Genomic DNA, 15,730 nt, shown 5'->3' on the forward strand with positions numbered 1-15,730 from the left:
ACTGGCTGGCGCGGGCCTTGCCATGCGAGCCCTTTGGCCGGTGCACGGGATACCCCTGTGCGCCGCAACCAGGAGACCACAATGACTGCTTACGTTATCGCCGACATCAAGATGAGAGATCCGAAATGGGTCCCGGCCTATGCCGCCTCGGTGCACGACCTCGTCCACAAGCATGGCGGCAAATATCTGTCGCGCAGCGGCAATGTGAAGACGCTCGAAGGCAAGCCGCTCGACACCACGCTGATCGCCCTAATGGCGTTCCCGTCGGAAGCGGCGGCGCGCGCCTTCACCAACGATCCGGCCTACGCGCCCTTCGTTTCGGCCCGCCAGGACGGCAGCGACAGCCGTTTCCAGCTGATCGACGACACCGATCTGGCAGGAACGATCCCGTATCTGCCGAAAGGATGACCGGCATTCGCCGCGTCGTTTTCGGGATCTCCAAGCAGCAACAGACACGGCGCTTGCCCGTCGCGCCGCCGTATTGCCGGCGGCCGGCCAGCCGTGCTTTTTCAACAGGAATGGAATGGATATGAAATCAAACTTTCGCAACGGGCTTCTCATGGCGGGGGCCATGCTGGCCGTCTGCACGACCTTTGCCCAGGCGCATCAGGAAGCGGCGGCGGGCGCGCCGGATGCCAGTCCGCTGGCCGAGAAGGTGCGAGCCGCCAACAGCCGGTTTCTCGACGTCAACGCCGCGACGGCGGAAGGCTATGCGCCTATTCCCTGCGCCAGCGGCATCACCGGCGGCGCCATGGGCATCCACTATGTCAATGGCGGGTATCTGAAGGACGACAAGATCGACATCGCCCGTCCCGAAGCGGTGATGTACGAGCCGATGGCCGACGGCACGCTGAGGCTGGTGGCGGTTGAATACATCGCCTCGAAGGGGCCGGCTTCGCTTGAGGGACAGCTGTTCAACTTCAACAGCGCGCCCAACCGCTATGGCCTGGGTGAATTCTACGAGCTGCATGTCTGGGCCTGGAAAGGCAACCCGACCGGCACGTTCGCCGACATGAACCCGAAAGTGTCATGCGAGCACGCGATGGCGCCGAGCCAGTAACCGGCACGGCCAGGCGGCGCCAATGCCGCGTGGCCGTTGTCCGAAAGTTCCTGTCGACCCCATGAAATCAGCGATGCGGGCGTAGCAGACGGCTCTTGCTGCCTTGGACGAAGCCAGACAGGCTGATCATCGCGATGCCGTTTCGGGCAGCGGCAGTTCCATCCCGGCGCTGTCCCGGCTCGCCCGCGGCAGAACGAAACGTCCGGCCAGGTACCACAGCACGGACACGACAAGGACGGAAAGGTAGCCGTCCACGGCATAGTGCCAGCCGGTATAGACCGAACCGAACAGGATAAACGCCGCGAAGGACCAGCTGGCAAACGCCCACCGGCGACCGAAACCGCTCAGAAAGAACGCGTTGAGCGTGGCGAAGGCGACATGCATGCTTGGCATGGCGGAAATGCCGCCGCCAAGTTCCGGCCGTTTGCTTTCGAAGGCGGCAAGCAGATAGTTGGCATAGGTATGAACCGGCGCGGCATAGCTGTTGTGCGCCAGAGCATCCCGCAATGCGCCAAATCGGTCGCCGCCATAGAACTGGTCGTGGAATATCGGACCCGTGGACGACAACAACGTGGCCAGGACCGTGCCGCACACGATCGTGGTCAGCGCCAGCGCCCAGAGATAGCGCAGACGCCCTGCCGGGTTGTTCCAGAAGGCGACGAACAGCAAAGTGCCGAACCATTGCACGTGCCAACCGTATGCGTAGCCGAAGAAAACGACGGCCGAGACGGATTCGGGAACGACGCTGTGCGCCCATGCCCAGGGGTCGGCGCCATGCAACCCAAGATCAAGTTCCGCCAGCATGCCGTCGGCGTAGAATGGCACGAAGTCCGGGATGGAGATCTTGAAGGTGGTGAAGGCTGTGATACCGAGAAAGAACAGCAGGATCACCGGTGCGGCGCCCAGCCAGCGCTGCCTGATCGTGTCGAGCATGAACCTGGTTGGGTTTTGCCTGGAGAATGTCAGCGCCACCAGGCCGAGGCCAGCAGCAAACAGCGCGGGCAGGAAGAAAGCGAACGGCTGGACGTAGGATTGGGCCAGGTGCAGGTACCGGTCCGGCGCGACGCAAAGCGCGGCCAGGGCGTAGGCCAGGCACATGGCCGTCAGCAGCCAGCCGCTCCTGGTTGTCGCGATGTCCAGGTCAGGAACGGCAAGGGTGCGGCCATCGCCGTCCCTGTGCCCGGTGTACGCACTCATCGAAGACATCCCGCCAGCTGCCCAAGTTTTCCGAATCTTGTCTATAACGCGAAGTATTACTGCCCGGTTACACCTTGGAGGAAGGCTCTTTCAAGTATCTGACGGATATGATTCTTCCATTTTCCTCAAGGAATTGTTCACGAAGACGTCGATGAAATGCGGCAGTGTCGATGATTGCCTGTTCCGCCGGAAACGCTGCCGCGCCTCCGCCGCGGTCGAAGAGGGCATCGTTTGTCTGACATTCCGACCCTCCGCTGCCCGGTAACTGTTTCTTCTCTGGTTTTGCCGCAGATTGCGGGTGGGGTGGAGCAGGCGAAACGGACGATGGCGGGTCACGGCAAGAAAAGTCGCAACGGAGCGTTCTGGGCCAAGGCCCTGGAGAGCGCCGATCTTGGCGTCTGGGATTGGAATCTTCGCACCGGCGACTGCTTCTATTCGGCGACCTGGGCGCGGATGCTGGGGTACGAGGAGGGCGAACTCGCCAATACCAGCGACCTGTGGCTGCAACTGACCCATCCCGACGACCGGGAACGGGCGCAGGCCAGCGGCGACCGCCACATTGCCGGGCTGACCGACGCTATCGAGACCGAACTCAGGCTCAAGCACAAGCAGGGCTATTGGATATGGGTGCTCGACCGCGGCGGCATCGTCGAGCGCGACGCCGACGGCAAGCCGCTCAGGCTGATGGGCGTGCAGACCGACATCTCGAAGCAGAAGGCGGCCGAAGCCGCGCTCGAACAGGTCAATATCCGCTTTCGCCTGGCGCTCGCCGCCAGCGGCAGCGGCATCTGGCACTACGACATCGCCACCAACAAGAGCTATTGGGACGCGCGCACAAGGGAGATATTCGGCCTCGTCGCCGTGAACGATGAGGTGACGGCCGATCTCTGGCACAGCTACCTGCATCCCGACGACAAGGACGCCGCCGAACGCGCGCACAGGGTGCCGTTGGAAACCGACGGCGTCATCGCCGCGCAATACCGTATTATCAAGCGCGACGGCCAGATCCGCCATGTCGAATCGCTGCTGCGCTTCGTCGCCGCGGCGGGCGCGGCCGGCCTGGTTCTCGGCACGGTGCGCGACATCACCGAGGACAAAGTGCGCGAACAGGAACTGGCCTTCGCCGCCCGTCACGACGCATTGACCGGACTGTGGAATCGCACCGCTTTCGACAGGCTGCTCGCCGGCCAAATCGCCACCGGCGCGTCTCTGGCGGTGTTCTACATCGATCTCGACTACTTCAAGGCACTCAACGATTTCGCCGGCCATGCCGCGGGCGATCTGGCGCTGAAGAGCGTCGCGGCGGGTATTGGCCGTTGCTTGCCGCCGTCGGCGCACGCGGCGCGGCTCGGCGGCGACGAGTTCGCGCTGATGGTGCCCGATTGCGATGCCGTGCAAGCCGAACAGCTGGCCGGCGCCATCCTGGCGGCCGTGCGCGACGCCGATCTCGGCCTTGCCGCGATGTCACGCCGGCTGGCGGCCAGCATCGGCATCGCCATCGTCCGCGACCGTGTCACCACGGTTGCCGACGCCCTGGCCTGCGCCGACGATGCCTGCTACGCGGCCAAGGCCGCCGGGCGCGATCGCTTCGCGCTGTTTTCGACCGATGCCGTCTCCGGTTCGGGCGGCCTCAATGCCGCACGGCTCGCCGCCGACACGGTCGACGCCATGGACGACGGCAGGCTGAAACTGTTCGGCCAGGAGATCCACCAGCTAGGCAGGCCCTGGGAAGAGAGCCGCCATGTCGAGGTGCTGGCGCGGCTTGACGGAAAGACCGGCCGGCTGATCCCGCCCGGCGAATTCATACCGGCGGCGGAGCGCTTCGGCGTTGCCGCCCGGCTCGACCGCTGGATCATCCGCACTGCGCTGTCGCGGCACGGCGCGGCGATGAAATCCGGCGCGATCACGCTCGGCTTCAACCTGTCGGCGCAGACGCTGAGCGATCCCGGGCTGTGGGACTTCGTCGAGAGCATCATCGAGGAAACCGGGGCGCCGCATTCGGGCATCGGCTTCGAGATCACCGAAACCGCCGCCGTCACCAATTTCGATGCCGCCGAAACCTTCGTGCGCAAGGCGCGCGAGCGGCGCTGCAAGGTCAGCCTCGACGATTTCGGCGCCGGCATGAGCTCGTTCGAATATCTCAGGCGCTTTCCGGTCGATGCCATCAAGATCGACGGCTCGTTCATCGAGCACGTCACGGAAAGCCGCTTCGACCGCGAGATCGTGCTGGCCATCGCCAGCATTGCCCGCAGCCTCGGTTGCGCCGTCGTGGCCGAGAAGATCGAGCGGCAGGACACAGTGGCCATGCTGGGCGATATGGGCGTCGAGTTCGGCCAGGGCTTCCTGCTGCACCGGCCCGAACCGCTGGAGCGGATCGTGGCGCGCGCGGGGCAAATGGCGGGCGGTGCATCGAGTCGCAAGGCGTCCTGACGGACAACTTGCATGTCGCCGAAAGCGGCCTGGATAACGACATTCGTGAAGACTTGATGCGCGTAGCCCGAATCCGCTCAGCGCGGCGGGTTTTGTTCAGCCGTGTCGGCGCGCCGCCGCTCGGGGAAATTCCAGCACCCCTGGTTCCGGCTTCCTGTGCTGTGCTTCCGCCACCGTCTCGATCAACAGATCGAGGGCCTCGCATGTCGAACGGCTCGTCTCGTCATTGCCGCGCAGATAGTGGTAGGCGCGTTCGAGATGAAGACGGGCGGCTGAAAAATCACTGGTCAATGGTCCCTCCATGATACCGCCCTAATGTATCTTGGCCGGCCTGGCGCAATTTGAGGTAAATATCCACAAGCGCCTTTTATTCAAATGCCGGCGGATGCCTCGCGGCGGCGGCGGCACGTCGTGTCAGGAGTGGCGGCGCCGCGGCCTTGCGCGGTCTGGCGGCGCGCCTACAGCTTCTGATTTTATGCATGTCGTTGTCCCGGAACCGAGGCACCTCAGGGCGACATGCATTAGCATGCATTAGACTGCGCTCTTTTGTCCGAGGTGAAATCGATGATCGTCCAGGCCTGCATCAACGGCGCGCGCCCGCGCGATTTCCATCCCAGGCTGCCGCTGACGGCGCAAGCGATGGCCGGCGATGCGGCTTCCTGCGTCGCCGCGGGTGCCGCCGAACTGCACATTCATCCGCGCGGCGCCGACGGGCGCGAAAGCCTGGCGGCGGTGGATATGACGGTGCTTGCCGTGCGCCAGGCCTGTCCGGGTACATTGATCGGTGTGTCGACCGGCGCCTGGATCGAGAACGATGTGGCGCTGACCCGCGCGGCGATCGCGGCCTGGCGCGAGCTGCCCGACTATGCCTCGGTCAATCTCTCGGAGCCCGACGCACCCGAGGTGATGGAACTGTTGCGTAAACAGGGCATCGGCATCGAGGCGGGGCTTGCCACGACGGATGATGCGGAGCGCTTCGTGGCGCTTGCCGATCATAGCAGGGTGCTGCGCATCCTGATCGAGATCGACATACCGGACCTGCCTACAGCCCTCGACGAGGCGCGCGGCATCGCCGCCGTGCTCGAACGCGGGGGCGTGCGGCGGCAGATCCTGCTGCACGGCGTCGACGGCACAGTCTGGCCGTTCGTGGATATTGCCCGGCAAAAGCGCTGGTCGACACGGGTCGGGCTGGAGGACGGCAATACGCTGAGCGATAGAACGGTGGCGAGGGACAATGCCGAGATCGTGGCCGCGGCCGCCGCGAACTTCCGCTCCACGAGTATGAGCTGAACCTTGTCAGGCCGCGCCGCCGGCGAACTCGGTGATGCCCGCCATTCGCGCAGCAAACCCATGTCGCCTGACGAACAGCTGAAATAAGGCCACATTCGAGGGCGAGGGGAGATGTCCAATTGTTTCGGAGCTCTCGCATGTCGCTGTCCGGCACGACAACCCGCTATGGACGCCTCGCCCAGGCATTTCATTGGCTGACGGCACTGCTGGTGCTCATTGCTTTCCTGGTCTCGGCGGGTGGCCCTCCGGAGCGGGTCTATTCAGCGGCCAGGGCGCCCACGCTGCTGCTGCACGAGTCGCTCGGCTTTACCGTTTTCTGCTTGCTGGTCATTCGCCTGGTCTGGCGCCGGTTCGATCGCATTCCCGAGGCGCCGGCCATGCCTATCTGGATGGAGGTCGCCTCGAAGGCAACGCATTGGGCGCTCTATGCGCTGCTGTTCGCGGTTCCGGCGACAGCCATGGTCGGCGCCTTGTTCGGCGGCCACCCGGTCACCGTCTATGGGTTGGGAGCGATCGGTCCGTTTTCCGGCACCTGGGGCGCGCCGCTGGCGGAGATCCACGGCACGCTCGGCGATATCATGATGTGGCTCGCTGGCCTGCACGCGGCCGCTGCCATTTTCCATCACGTCTTCCTTCGCGACCGGGTGCTGAGCCAGATGCTGCCGGGCCTGCCCGATCCATCGTCCGGGCAGGGCGGCTGAACGCGGTCAGTCGAGGATGATGCGGATCGCCTGGTCGACCACCGGGTGCAGGCCACTGGCCTGGAAGGACAAGCGGTTGCCGGAACCGACATTGCTGGTCATGGCGATGGTGAGGTCCGTCTCGGGATCGTGCAGCATGACGGCGACATAACCCGGAATGCTGCCCTGGTGGCCGTAGAAGGCGCGGTCGGCATAAGCGCTCTGGAACATGCCCGCGCCGGCCTCGCGCATGCGGGTGCCTGGAAAGCTCGCCGGCACGCGGTGTTCGAACATCTCGGCGAAGAACGGCGGTGACAACAGCTTCCCAGAAAACAGGCCGCGCATGAAACCCACCATGTCGGATGGCGTCGACACCATGTCGCCGCAGCCATAGGCGGCGCCGAACGGGAAGGAGTCGGACGAATCCTGCAGCTCGTCGGAATAGGGCAGCACGCCGTCCATGCGCCACATCTCGCCGCCCGAGGCGATGTCGGTGGGCGCGTTCGGCGCCGGCGGCGGCCGGTGGTAATAGCCGCGCACCATCGACTTTTCCGGAAACGCTTCGGTCGCCGGCGACCAGGTGTTCTTCAGGCCGAGCCGCTCGAGGATCGCGCTTCTGACATAGGCGCCCAGCGGCTGGCCGGTGAGGGCCTCGATCACCATGCCGGCCAGGACATAGCCGGTGTTGTTGTAGACGGCTGGCCCGCCCGGCGCCTTCTGCTTGTCGGAGGCAAAGGCGATGTCGACCAGCTGCCGCGGCGTCCACTGCCGGCCCGGGTCCATCGGAATGTAGTATTCGAACTCCGGCAGGCCGCTGCGGTGGTTGATCAACTGGCGCACCGAAATATCGCCGGCGCCCGGCAGGTCCGGGAACCACGATGAGATCGGCGCGCCGAGATCGAGCTTGCCGGTCTCGGCGAGCTTGACCAGGGCGGCGGCGACGAAGGTCTTGGTGCAGCTGCCGATCTTGAACAGCTGGTCTGGCGTGACCGATGTGCCATGCGCGCGGTCGGCGAGGCCGGCGGTAAGGGCGGTCGGCGTTGAGTCACCCTTGGCGTAGGCCAGCGAGGCACCCACCGCGCCGTCGGCAAGGTAGCTGTTTAGGAGGGAGGTCAGGTTTTTTGGCATGATGGTCTCGCTTTCCTTTTTCCTTCTCCCCTTGTGGGGCCCGAAGGGCGGGCGAGGCCCGTGACTCGCCCAGGGCGGTGGATCGGCGCGCAGCGCCGAGACGGTTGAGGGGTGTTCCAGCGGAGTGGGGCGTTGGCGTTCCCTGGAACACCCCTCATCCGACCGAGATCGTTTCTTCTCCACAAGCGAAAGGGAGTTTCTTTCATCCTCCCGGCCCTTCGCTATGGCTCCGGGCGTTCCAGCCCTTTGAAAGGTCCACTGGACCTTTCAATTTGCCTCCGGCAAACCGGGCTCTCACCCCGCAAGGGGAGAAGGGAAGGGCAGCCCAGCTCTACTCCGCCATATCGACGGCGGCGAAATTCTGCCGGCCGAAGGGGTCGAGCACGTAGTTGAGCACGCTTTTGCGGATCGGGATCGCCACCATCGAATGGGCGATCGGCGCCACCGGCACCTCGGCCTTCAGGATCGCTTGCGCCTTCCCGTAGATCGCCGCGCGCTCCTTGGGGTCGGCGGCGACGCGGCCCTCGTCAAGCAGTTTCTCGAAATCCCTATCGCACCAGCGCGAGCGGTTGGAGCCGCCCTTCACGCCGTCGCAGGAGAGGAGATAGCTCAGCATGTTGTCGGGGTCGCCATTGTCGCTGCTGCCGCCGAGCAGGAAGGTGTCCTGTTCGCCCGCCGCGGTGCGCTTGAGATATTCGCCCCATTCGAAGCTGACGATCTCCGAGTGCACGCCGACCTTGGCCCAGTCCGCCTGGATCATCTCGGCCATGCGCTTGGCGTTGGGGTTATAGGGGCGCGACACCGGCATCGCCCACAGGCTGACCTTGAGGCCGCTTTCGTGGCCGGCTTCCTTCAGCAGTTTCTTCGCCCCATCGGGATCATAGTCGATGCCGGCATCGGTGACGGCGCCGAGCTGCGCCGGCGGCACGACGCTGCCGGCCACCGTGCCGGCGCCGGCGTAGACGGCATCGACGATTGCCTTGCGATCGATGGCCTTGGCCAGTGCCGTGCGCACGCGCACGTCGCCCAGCGGCTGGTGCTCGACATTGAAGCCGAGGATGCCGATGTTCTGGCCCTTGAGATCGAGAACCGTGATGTCGGAATCGGCACGCAGGTCGGCGACCGCACTTGGCGGCGGCGGCGCGGCGACCTGGCATTCATTGGCCTTGATGCGCTCGACGCGGGTGGTCGGCTCGGGCGTGACGGCGAAGACCAGCGTGTCGATCTTCGGCGCACCGCGCCAGTAATCCTTGTTGGCGGCGTAGCGGACCTGACTGTCGGGCACATAGGCCTGAAGCACGAAAGGCCCGGTGCCGACCGGCATGCTGTCGATCAGCTCCGGCGTGCCGGCCGCGACCATCTTTTGCGTCTGCTCCAGCGACAGGATCGAGAGATAGTCGAGCGCCAGCCCGGCCAGGAAGGTGACATTGGCTGCCGTCAGCGTGAAGCGCACCGTGTAGTCGTCGACCTTGTCTATTCTGTCGATCAGTGTGCCCATGCCGAGCGCGTTGAAGTACTCGTAAGCGCCGCCGCCGAGCTTGTGATAGGGATTGTTGGCATCGCGCTGGCGGTTGAAGGTGTAGAGCACGTCATCCGCGTTGAAGTCGCGCGAGGGCGTGAAGTGCTCGTTCGACTGGAATTTCACGCCGTGCCTGAGATGGAAGGTGTAGGTCTTGCCATCCGATGAAACATCCCAGCTTTCGGCCAGCGCCGGCCCGGCCTCCGTCGTGCCCGGCTTGAACTCGACCAGCCGGTTGAAGATCGTCTTGGCGGCGGCGTCCATGGTGGAATCGGCGATGCCGATCGCCGGGTTGAAGGTCTCGGGATTGGCCTCCGAGCAATAGACCAGCGTCTTGGCGTAGGCCTGCCCGCCGACGAGGACGGATGAGGCCAGAAGGGTCGAGGCCAGAAGGGACGCGGCCAGAAGAGACGGGGCAAGCACTGTGCGCAGAACGGTGGATTTCATCGCAAACGCTCCTGATGACACTTTACGGGTTGAGGGAAGGGCTGAAATTCATGGGGTCGCCGCCGGGACAAGAAAGCGATCAGGCGCCAGCGCCCCGGCGGTGACGCCGAGCGCCGTGACATCCCCCGGGATGGACTGCCCGCGCAGCAGCGCCGCGCTCAGCCTGGCCAAGGTCAGCGAAACCTGGAAACCGTAGCCGCCCTGGCCGCCGAGCCAGAAGAAGCCGGGCAGGCGCGGGTCGAAGCCGGCGACCGGCGTGCGGTCGGGCGCGAAGGTGCGCAGGCCAGCCCATGGTGTCGACGGACGGCCTATGCGCATCGATGTCGCCTGTTCGATGCGGTCGACGGCGATGGCGACGTCGAGGTCTTCCGGCCAGGCGTCGCAAGGTTCGGAATCCGTCTCGTCGGCGAGGGAACCGATCAGCCTGCCGGCATCGGGCTTGAAGTAGAACTGCTCGTGCAGGTCGACCACCAGCGGCCAGCCGGCGATATCCATCCCGGCGGGCGGATCGAACAGGAAGGCGGTGCGCCGTTTGGGCTGGAAGCCGAGGCCCGGCAGCCCCGCCATCCCGGCGACGACATCGACCCAGGCGCCGGCGGCGTTGACCACGATGTCGGCCGAGTAGACGCCGGCGCTCGTTTCAACCCGAAAAGCGCGGCCGTCGCGTGATATGGCGCGGACCTCCTCGCCGGTGCGGATGATGCCGCCGCGGGCCTTGAGCGACGAGGCGCTGGACCCCAGCATCTTGCCGGTGTCGACATCCACCGCGTCCGGCTCATAGACGCCGCCGCAGGTGGTTTGCCTGGCAATGACCGGAACCAGCGCGTGGAGCTCGGCCGCCGATAGGCGGCGCACGCTCGGCACCAGCGCCTGCAATTCATGAGCCAGCCGGTCGATGGCGGTATCGTCACCAGTCCATCCGACGTGCAGCGCGCCGCGCCGGTGGGCGACGAAGCCGCCCTCGACTATCGCCTGCCGGCTGGCCAGCGTCAGCCCGCGCACCAGCCGGTTTCCATAGGTCTCGGTGAACAGAGCGGCGGAGCGGCCGCTGGCGTGATAGCCGAGATGCGGTTCGCGCTCGATGACGGTGACATCGGCCCAGTCCGCCACCTCGGCGGCAAGGGAGAGACCGGCGATGCCGCCGCCGATGACGATGATCTTGGTGGGAGAATCCGACTGCATCCATCAGTCGTAAAAATAATTTCGTATGCAGTCAATATTTAGCGTATAAGAAAATTATTGATGTTGTTGATGGCCCGCTCGAGTTCGACTACCTAGGGTGAACCCCGCGGTAGTGACGTGCCGCCGCTTCATGGAGCTGACAATGTCGGAGCAACCGAATCTCGGTGATTGTCTGCGTGCCCTGAGAAAAAGACATGGCTGGACCTTGCAGGAGGTCAGCTCTCTCACCGGCGTCGCGGTGTCGACGCTGTCCAAGGTCGAGAACGACCAGATGTCGCTGAGCTACGACAAGCTTTTACAGATCTGCGAAGGGCTCGGCATCCATGTGACCGAGCTGCTCAGCGGCGACCGCAAGCAGCCGGCGGCGCGCACCCGCCGTTCGGTGACCTCGCAGTCCAACACACTGCGCCAGCTGACCCGCAACTACGACTACCGGTATCTCGCCACCGATCTCGTGCGCAAGCGCATGGTGCCGATCCACGCCTATGCACGCGCCCGCACGCCGGAAGAGTTCGGTCCGCTGACCCGGCATGCCGGCGAGGAGTTCCTGATCGTGCTCAAGGGCGAGATCGAATTGCACACCGACCAGTACGCGCCGGTGCGGCTGAAAGCGGGCGAAAGCGTCTACATCGATTCCACCATGGGCCATGCCTATCTCTCGGTGGGCGAGGGCGACGCCGAAATGCTGTGCGTCTGCTCCGGCGACGAGCCCGACATGGAAGGCACGCTGCTCTCCGTGCTGGAGACGGTGGAGGGGTAGGGCGCGGCTCACCGCGCAAGTTTTCTGCAGCTCGATTCAGGCTTTCTCGTTCGAACCGCGCGGCGAAACCGGCTATAGGGACCGCTGAAACCGTGGCTCTCGCCAATCTGAAAAGGAAATCCGATGAGTGTAGAAAAGACAGCCGTCATCGTGGCCGGCGGCAGCGGCATGGGCGCGGCGGCGGCAAAGCGCCTGGCGGCGGATGGGTTCAAGGTGGCGATCCTGTCTTCGTCCGGCAAGGGCGAGGCGCTGGCCAAGGAGCTTGGCGGGCTCGGCGTCACCGGCTCCAACCAGTCGAACGACGACCTGCAGCGTCTCGCCGACCTCACGTTGGAGCGCTATGGCCGCATCGACGTGCTGGTCAACAGCGGCGGCCATGGGCCGCGCGCGCCGATCCTGGAGATCACGGACGAGCAGTGGCACACCGGCATGGATGTCTACCTGATGAATGTCATCCGGCCGGTGCGCATCATGGCGCCGCAGATGGTCAAGCAGAAGGGCGGCGCCATCATCAACATCTCGACGGCCTGGGTGGCCGAGCCGAACGCGATGTTCCCGACCTCGGCCGTGTTCCGCGCCGGCCTTGCCGCCTACGCCAAGATTTTCGCCAACACCTATGCGGCCGACAATGTGCGCATGAACAATGTGCTGCCCGGCTGGATCGACAGCCTGCCCGCCACCGAAGAGCGCCGCGACAACGTACCGATGCAACGCTACGGCACATCAGAGGAGATCGCCGCGACGATCGCGTTTTTGGCGTCGGACGGGGCGGGTTACATCACCGGGCAGAATATCCGGGTGGATGGGGGCGTCATCCGGGCGCTGTGAGAGGCGGCTGGCTTCAGTCCGATACCTCTCGGATTAGCCTAGCCGAATCCCTCCCTCCCTTCGTCATTCTAGGGTCTGCGCCGCGTCGCTTCGCTCCTTGCTCCGCCCTAGGATGACGAAGGGAGGGAGGGATTCGGCTAGTCGCCAGTCAACCAGCGACCCACTATGGCGGGGCTTCCCAGTTCACCGCGACCGCTTCGCCGTCTGATCCGCATCCGTCAGCGTCCGCAGAAACGCCACGATGTCGTCGATCTCGGTGTCGTTGAGCGCCGGCTTGTCGCCGGGTTTCTTGCCGTTGAAGGGTGGGTCCTGGTTGAGATTTCCCCAGTAAGCCTTTGGCAAATCGTCATATTGCCTCACCATGCCGTCTGCATTCCTGGGATACCAGTGGCCGGGGTCGGTGTCGCGGCTGGCGTAGAAGGCGACGGCGTCGCGCAGCGTGTGGAAGTAGCCGTTGTGGAAGAAACTCTTGCGCAGCGCGACATTGCGCAGCGTCGGTGTCTTGAACAGGCCGCAATAGCCGGTGCGGCCGTGAAAATCGGTGCGCAGCGGGCCGCACAGGCCGAGATCGGCATAGGCGGGGTCGGCGTTGGCCGGGATGGCCGGGTTGCGCGGCACGGCGATGGCGATCAGGCCGAAGTCGGTGAACTGCGGCGGCTCGCCGTCATTGGCGGGTTCGCTGAGGTGGCAGGAGGCGCAATTGCCTTTCGCCTCGTCCTCGAACAGGGCGCGGCCGCGCCGTTCCTGCGCCGACAATGTCGCCTTGCCGGCGAGGAAGGCGTCGTAGCGGCTGGAATAGGGGTAGAAATCGGCGGCGCTCTGCTCGAACGTGCCGAGCGCCTCGGCGGCGGCGTCGAAGGCGTCGCCCGGGCGGTCGAAGACATCGTTGCCGAAGGTTGCCTTGAACTCGTCGGCATAGGCCGATTTACGCAGGGCGGCGGTGACAGCCCCCGCATCCTTGTTGGCCATCTCGAAGGGCGAGAGCAGGGGGATTTTCGCCTGATCCTTGCCGTGGTCGGCGCGGCCGTCCCAGGTCAGGCCGCCGGTCGGACCGTTGTCGACGCTCTCGTCGCCTTCGTCGTCGGAATCGTAAAAATGCTCGGTGAAGGCGGGAGCGGCCTGGAGATAGCGCAGCGAGGGCACCGCGCGCACACCGGGCTGGTCGAGGTTCGGGCCGCCCATCTCGACCGGCGTGGCCGAGGCCGGTCCGAAAGCATGGCGCGGATCATGGCAGGACGAGCAGGCCTGCCTGCCCGAGGCCGACAGCGCCGGGTCGAAGAACATTTTTCGCCCCAAGGCGGTCAGCGCCTCGGCGCGCGCGAAAGCTTGCGCGCGCGATAGCGGACCGGGATGGACGCCATCCGCCGTATTCGCGGGCGCGGCAAAGCCAAAGGTCGAGATCGCGGCAATCGCGATCATCAGGCTTTTCCATCGTCTCGTCGTCTTTTTCATCGTCCCGTCGTCATGGGGAATGTCCGCTTTGGCCCGGAAATAGGAATGGAGTGCAACGGATTGATGAACGGCTCCAGTGCTCACGAAACCGTGTTCGCCGCGGCGGCGGATGTCACAAAGGTGACAAGGCATCCACGTTAGCTGCCCCTATGGTTCCCGCGCCCCTCCAGCCACAGTCAAGCCACGAGGTCTTCCCTATGACGAGGCTCAAACTCCTCACTTCCTTCTGCCTGGCCGGCTCGGCCCTGCTTCCCCTCGCGGCCAATGCCGCCCCTCCCGCCTTCGACAAGATCGACACTGTCGTCGTCATCTATGCCGAGAACCGCAGCTTCGATAATCTCTATGGCGGCTTCCCCGGCGCCAACGGGCTGGCCAATGTCTCGGCCGACCAGGCGCGCCAGCTCGACCGCGATGGCAAGCCGCTGGCCGAACTGCCGCCGGCCTGGGGCGGGCTGACTGGAAAGGGCGTCACGCCCGTGGTGACGGAGGCTGAGACCGCGCACCTCGCCAACGCTGCCTTCGCCATTGACGATCCCAAGGGCTTCAACGAAGGCACCAACGTCATCACCCATGATCTGTGGCACCGCTTCTACCAGGAGCAGATGCAGATCGACGGCGGCAAGAACGACAAATTCGTCGCCTGGGCCGATTCCGGCGGCCTGGTCATGGGGCACTATGATGGCTCCATCCTGCCGATGTGGCAGGTCGCGAAGAAGTATGTGCTGGCCGACAATTTCTTCCAGGGCGCCTTCGGCGGCTCCTTCCTCAACCATTTCCAGCTCGCCTGCGCCTGTACACCGGTCTACCCCCACGCCGACACCGGCCCGATCAAGGGCCAGATCGCCGTGGTCGAGGCCGATGGCACAACCTTGAAGGTCGCTGACAATTCGCCGGCCTCGGCACTCGGCGGCGTACCGAAATTCGTCAATGACGGCGCCATCACGCCCGACTTCCATGCCGTCAACACCATGCAGCCGCCCTATCAACCGAGCGCCAACAAGCCGGCCGAGGGCGGCGACAAGGCGCTGGCCGACCCGGCCGCGCCCACCACGCTGCCGCCGCAGCACGACATCACCATCGGCGATCTGCTGTCGCTGAAGGGGGTGAGCTGGGCCTGGTATGCCGGCGCCTGGCAGGCAACGCTGGACGGCAAGAACGCGACGCCGGTGCCGAACTTCCAGTTCCACCACCAGCCGTTCAACTATTTTGCCGCCTACGCGCCCGGCACCCCCGCGCGCACCGAGCATCTGAGGGACGGCGGCCTGAATGGCACCGAGTTCATCAAGGCGATCGACGACGGCAAGCTGCTGGCGGTGAGTTTCTACAAGCCGCAGGGCAATCTCAACGAACATGGCGGCTATGCCGACGTGGCCAGCGGCGACCAGCATCTGGCCGACCTCATTTCGCATCTGGAGAAGAGCCCGCAATGGGGCCACATGCTGGTGGTCGTCACCTATGACGAGAATGGCGGCTTCTGGGATCATGTCGCGCCGCCCAAGGCCGACCGCTGGGGCCCGGGCAACCGCATCCCGGCCTTCATCGTCTCGCCCTATGCCAGGATGGGCATGGTCGACCACACGCAATACGACACGACATCGATCCTGCGCTTCATCACCGCGCGCTACGACCTGCCGGTACTGACCGGCATCGTTGCCCGCGACAAGGCGCTGGCCGCCAATGGCGAGCCGCCGATGGGGGATCTGAGCGCGGCGCTCGACCTCAGCCGGTAGGCCGGGGCGAACGGCGGATATGCCGCC

14 protein-coding genes are annotated in these 15,730 nt (G+C 65.0%); 8 read left to right on the forward strand and 6 right to left on the reverse strand.

From position 1 onward, the window contains the following. The first annotated feature begins 81 nt into the window (after positions 1-81). Together FJ492_RS18805 and FJ492_RS18810 are read left to right on the forward strand one after the other, a co-directional pair. Entirely contained in the window at positions 82-408 is a 327-nt protein-coding gene (locus tag FJ492_RS18805) for a DUF1330 domain-containing protein (RefSeq protein WP_140713753.1), read from the forward strand. A gap of 115 nt (positions 409-523) precedes the next feature. After that, the gene (locus FJ492_RS18810) at positions 524-1,060 is read left to right on the forward strand and encodes a hypothetical protein (protein WP_181166681.1); all 537 of its coding nucleotides are present in this window, start codon (positions 524-526) and stop codon (positions 1,058-1,060) included. Between the two features lie 126 nt (positions 1,061-1,186). On the opposite strand, the gene FJ492_RS18815 is transcribed toward FJ492_RS18810, so the two are convergent. Beyond that, a complete protein-coding gene (locus FJ492_RS18815) occupies positions 1,187-2,257 on the reverse strand; it encodes a phosphatase PAP2 family protein (RefSeq protein WP_140771490.1) in 1,071 nt (356 codons plus the stop codon). A 324-nt stretch (positions 2,258-2,581) separates the two neighbouring features. Between FJ492_RS18815 and FJ492_RS18820 the strand changes: the two genes are divergently transcribed. Next, positions 2,582-4,687: an EAL domain-containing protein gene (locus FJ492_RS18820; protein WP_140771492.1), complete on the forward strand. Its 2,106-nt coding sequence runs from the start codon at positions 2,582-2,584 to the stop codon at positions 4,685-4,687. Positions 4,688-4,783: 96 nt separating this feature from the next. Here the strand turns inward: FJ492_RS18820 and FJ492_RS18825 are convergent, their stop codons facing one another. Then, entirely contained in the window at positions 4,784-4,978 is a 195-nt protein-coding gene (locus FJ492_RS18825) for a hypothetical protein (protein ID WP_181166682.1), read from the reverse strand. Positions 4,979-5,251: 273 nt separating this feature from the next. On the opposite strand from FJ492_RS18825, the gene FJ492_RS18830 reads away from it, so the two are divergent. Further along, positions 5,252-5,977: a 3-keto-5-aminohexanoate cleavage protein gene (locus FJ492_RS18830; RefSeq protein WP_140771494.1), complete on the forward strand. Its 726-nt coding sequence runs from the start codon at positions 5,252-5,254 to the stop codon at positions 5,975-5,977. Positions 5,978-6,114: 137 nt separating this feature from the next. After that, positions 6,115-6,678 (forward strand): cytochrome b, encoded by a 564-nt coding sequence (locus tag FJ492_RS18835; protein WP_140771496.1) that lies wholly within the window; start codon positions 6,115-6,117, stop codon positions 6,676-6,678. Positions 6,679-6,684: 6 nt separating this feature from the next. Here FJ492_RS18835 and FJ492_RS18840 read toward each other — a convergent pair whose 3' ends face one another. From FJ492_RS18840 to FJ492_RS18850, 3 genes are all read right to left on the reverse strand, one after another. Continuing rightward, positions 6,685-7,785, reverse strand: coding sequence for a serine hydrolase domain-containing protein (locus FJ492_RS18840; RefSeq protein ID WP_140771498.1), 1,101 nt, complete (start codon positions 7,783-7,785; stop codon positions 6,685-6,687). A gap of 331 nt (positions 7,786-8,116) precedes the next feature. After that, positions 8,117-9,751 carry an ABC transporter substrate-binding protein gene (locus FJ492_RS18845; RefSeq protein WP_140771500.1) on the reverse strand — a complete coding sequence of 545 codons (1,635 nt, stop codon included), beginning with the start codon at positions 9,749-9,751 and terminating at the stop codon, positions 8,117-8,119. Between the two features lie 48 nt (positions 9,752-9,799). Continuing rightward, complete coding sequence (locus FJ492_RS18850) at positions 9,800-10,933, reverse strand: FAD-binding oxidoreductase (RefSeq protein WP_140771503.1); 1,134 nt, start codon at positions 10,931-10,933, stop codon at positions 9,800-9,802. Positions 10,934-11,075: 142 nt separating this feature from the next. Here FJ492_RS18850 and FJ492_RS18855 point away from each other — a divergent pair, with 142 nt between their 5' ends. Continuing rightward, positions 11,076-11,693, forward strand: coding sequence for an XRE family transcriptional regulator (locus tag FJ492_RS18855; RefSeq protein WP_027141459.1), 618 nt, complete (start codon positions 11,076-11,078; stop codon positions 11,691-11,693). 123 nt (positions 11,694-11,816) lie between these two features. Continuing rightward, the gene (locus FJ492_RS18860; RefSeq protein ID WP_140771505.1) at positions 11,817-12,521 is read left to right on the forward strand and encodes an SDR family oxidoreductase; all 705 of its coding nucleotides are present in this window, start codon (positions 11,817-11,819) and stop codon (positions 12,519-12,521) included. Between the two features lie 183 nt (positions 12,522-12,704). On the opposite strand, the gene FJ492_RS18865 is transcribed toward FJ492_RS18860, so the two are convergent. After that, on the reverse strand, positions 12,705-13,940 hold the full coding sequence (locus tag FJ492_RS18865) for a cytochrome-c peroxidase (RefSeq protein WP_140771507.1): 1,236 nt from the start codon (positions 13,938-13,940) through the stop codon (positions 12,705-12,707). Positions 13,941-14,170: 230 nt separating this feature from the next. On the opposite strand from FJ492_RS18865, the gene FJ492_RS18870 reads away from it, so the two are divergent. Continuing rightward, the gene (locus tag FJ492_RS18870) at positions 14,171-15,703 is read left to right on the forward strand and encodes an acid phosphatase (RefSeq protein WP_140771509.1); all 1,533 of its coding nucleotides are present in this window, start codon (positions 14,171-14,173) and stop codon (positions 15,701-15,703) included. The last annotated feature ends 27 nt before the right edge of the window (positions 15,704-15,730 follow it).

It is taken from the genome of Mesorhizobium sp. B2-5-4, from assembly GCF_006441095.1.
Lineage (GTDB): Bacteria > Pseudomonadota > Alphaproteobacteria > Rhizobiales > Rhizobiaceae > Mesorhizobium > Mesorhizobium salmacidum.

Coding starts and splice junctions, on each gene's coding strand:
- FJ492_RS18805 (WP_140713753.1), top strand. CDS start 82: ATGACTGCTTACGTTATCGCCGACATCAAGATGAGAGATCCGAAATGG.
- FJ492_RS18810 (WP_181166681.1), top strand. CDS start 524: ATGGATATGAAATCAAACTTTCGCAACGGGCTTCTCATGGCGGGGGCC.
- FJ492_RS18815 (WP_140771490.1), bottom strand. CDS start 2,257: ATGAGTGCGTACACCGGGCACAGGGACGGCGATGGCCGCACCCTTGCC.
- FJ492_RS18820 (WP_140771492.1), top strand. CDS start 2,582: ATGGCGGGTCACGGCAAGAAAAGTCGCAACGGAGCGTTCTGGGCCAAG.
- FJ492_RS18830 (WP_140771494.1), top strand. CDS start 5,252: ATGATCGTCCAGGCCTGCATCAACGGCGCGCGCCCGCGCGATTTCCAT.
- FJ492_RS18835 (WP_140771496.1), top strand. CDS start 6,115: ATGTCGCTGTCCGGCACGACAACCCGCTATGGACGCCTCGCCCAGGCA.
- FJ492_RS18840 (WP_140771498.1), bottom strand. CDS start 7,785: ATGCCAAAAAACCTGACCTCCCTCCTAAACAGCTACCTTGCCGACGGC.
- FJ492_RS18845 (WP_140771500.1), bottom strand. CDS start 9,751: ATGAAATCCACCGTTCTGCGCACAGTGCTTGCCCCGTCTCTTCTGGCC.
- FJ492_RS18850 (WP_140771503.1), bottom strand. CDS start 10,933: ATGCAGTCGGATTCTCCCACCAAGATCATCGTCATCGGCGGCGGCATC.
- FJ492_RS18855 (WP_027141459.1), top strand. CDS start 11,076: ATGTCGGAGCAACCGAATCTCGGTGATTGTCTGCGTGCCCTGAGAAAA.
- FJ492_RS18860 (WP_140771505.1), top strand. CDS start 11,817: ATGAGTGTAGAAAAGACAGCCGTCATCGTGGCCGGCGGCAGCGGCATG.
- FJ492_RS18865 (WP_140771507.1), bottom strand. CDS start 13,940: ATGATCGCGATTGCCGCGATCTCGACCTTTGGCTTTGCCGCGCCCGCG.
- FJ492_RS18870 (WP_140771509.1), top strand. CDS start 14,171: ATGACGAGGCTCAAACTCCTCACTTCCTTCTGCCTGGCCGGCTCGGCC.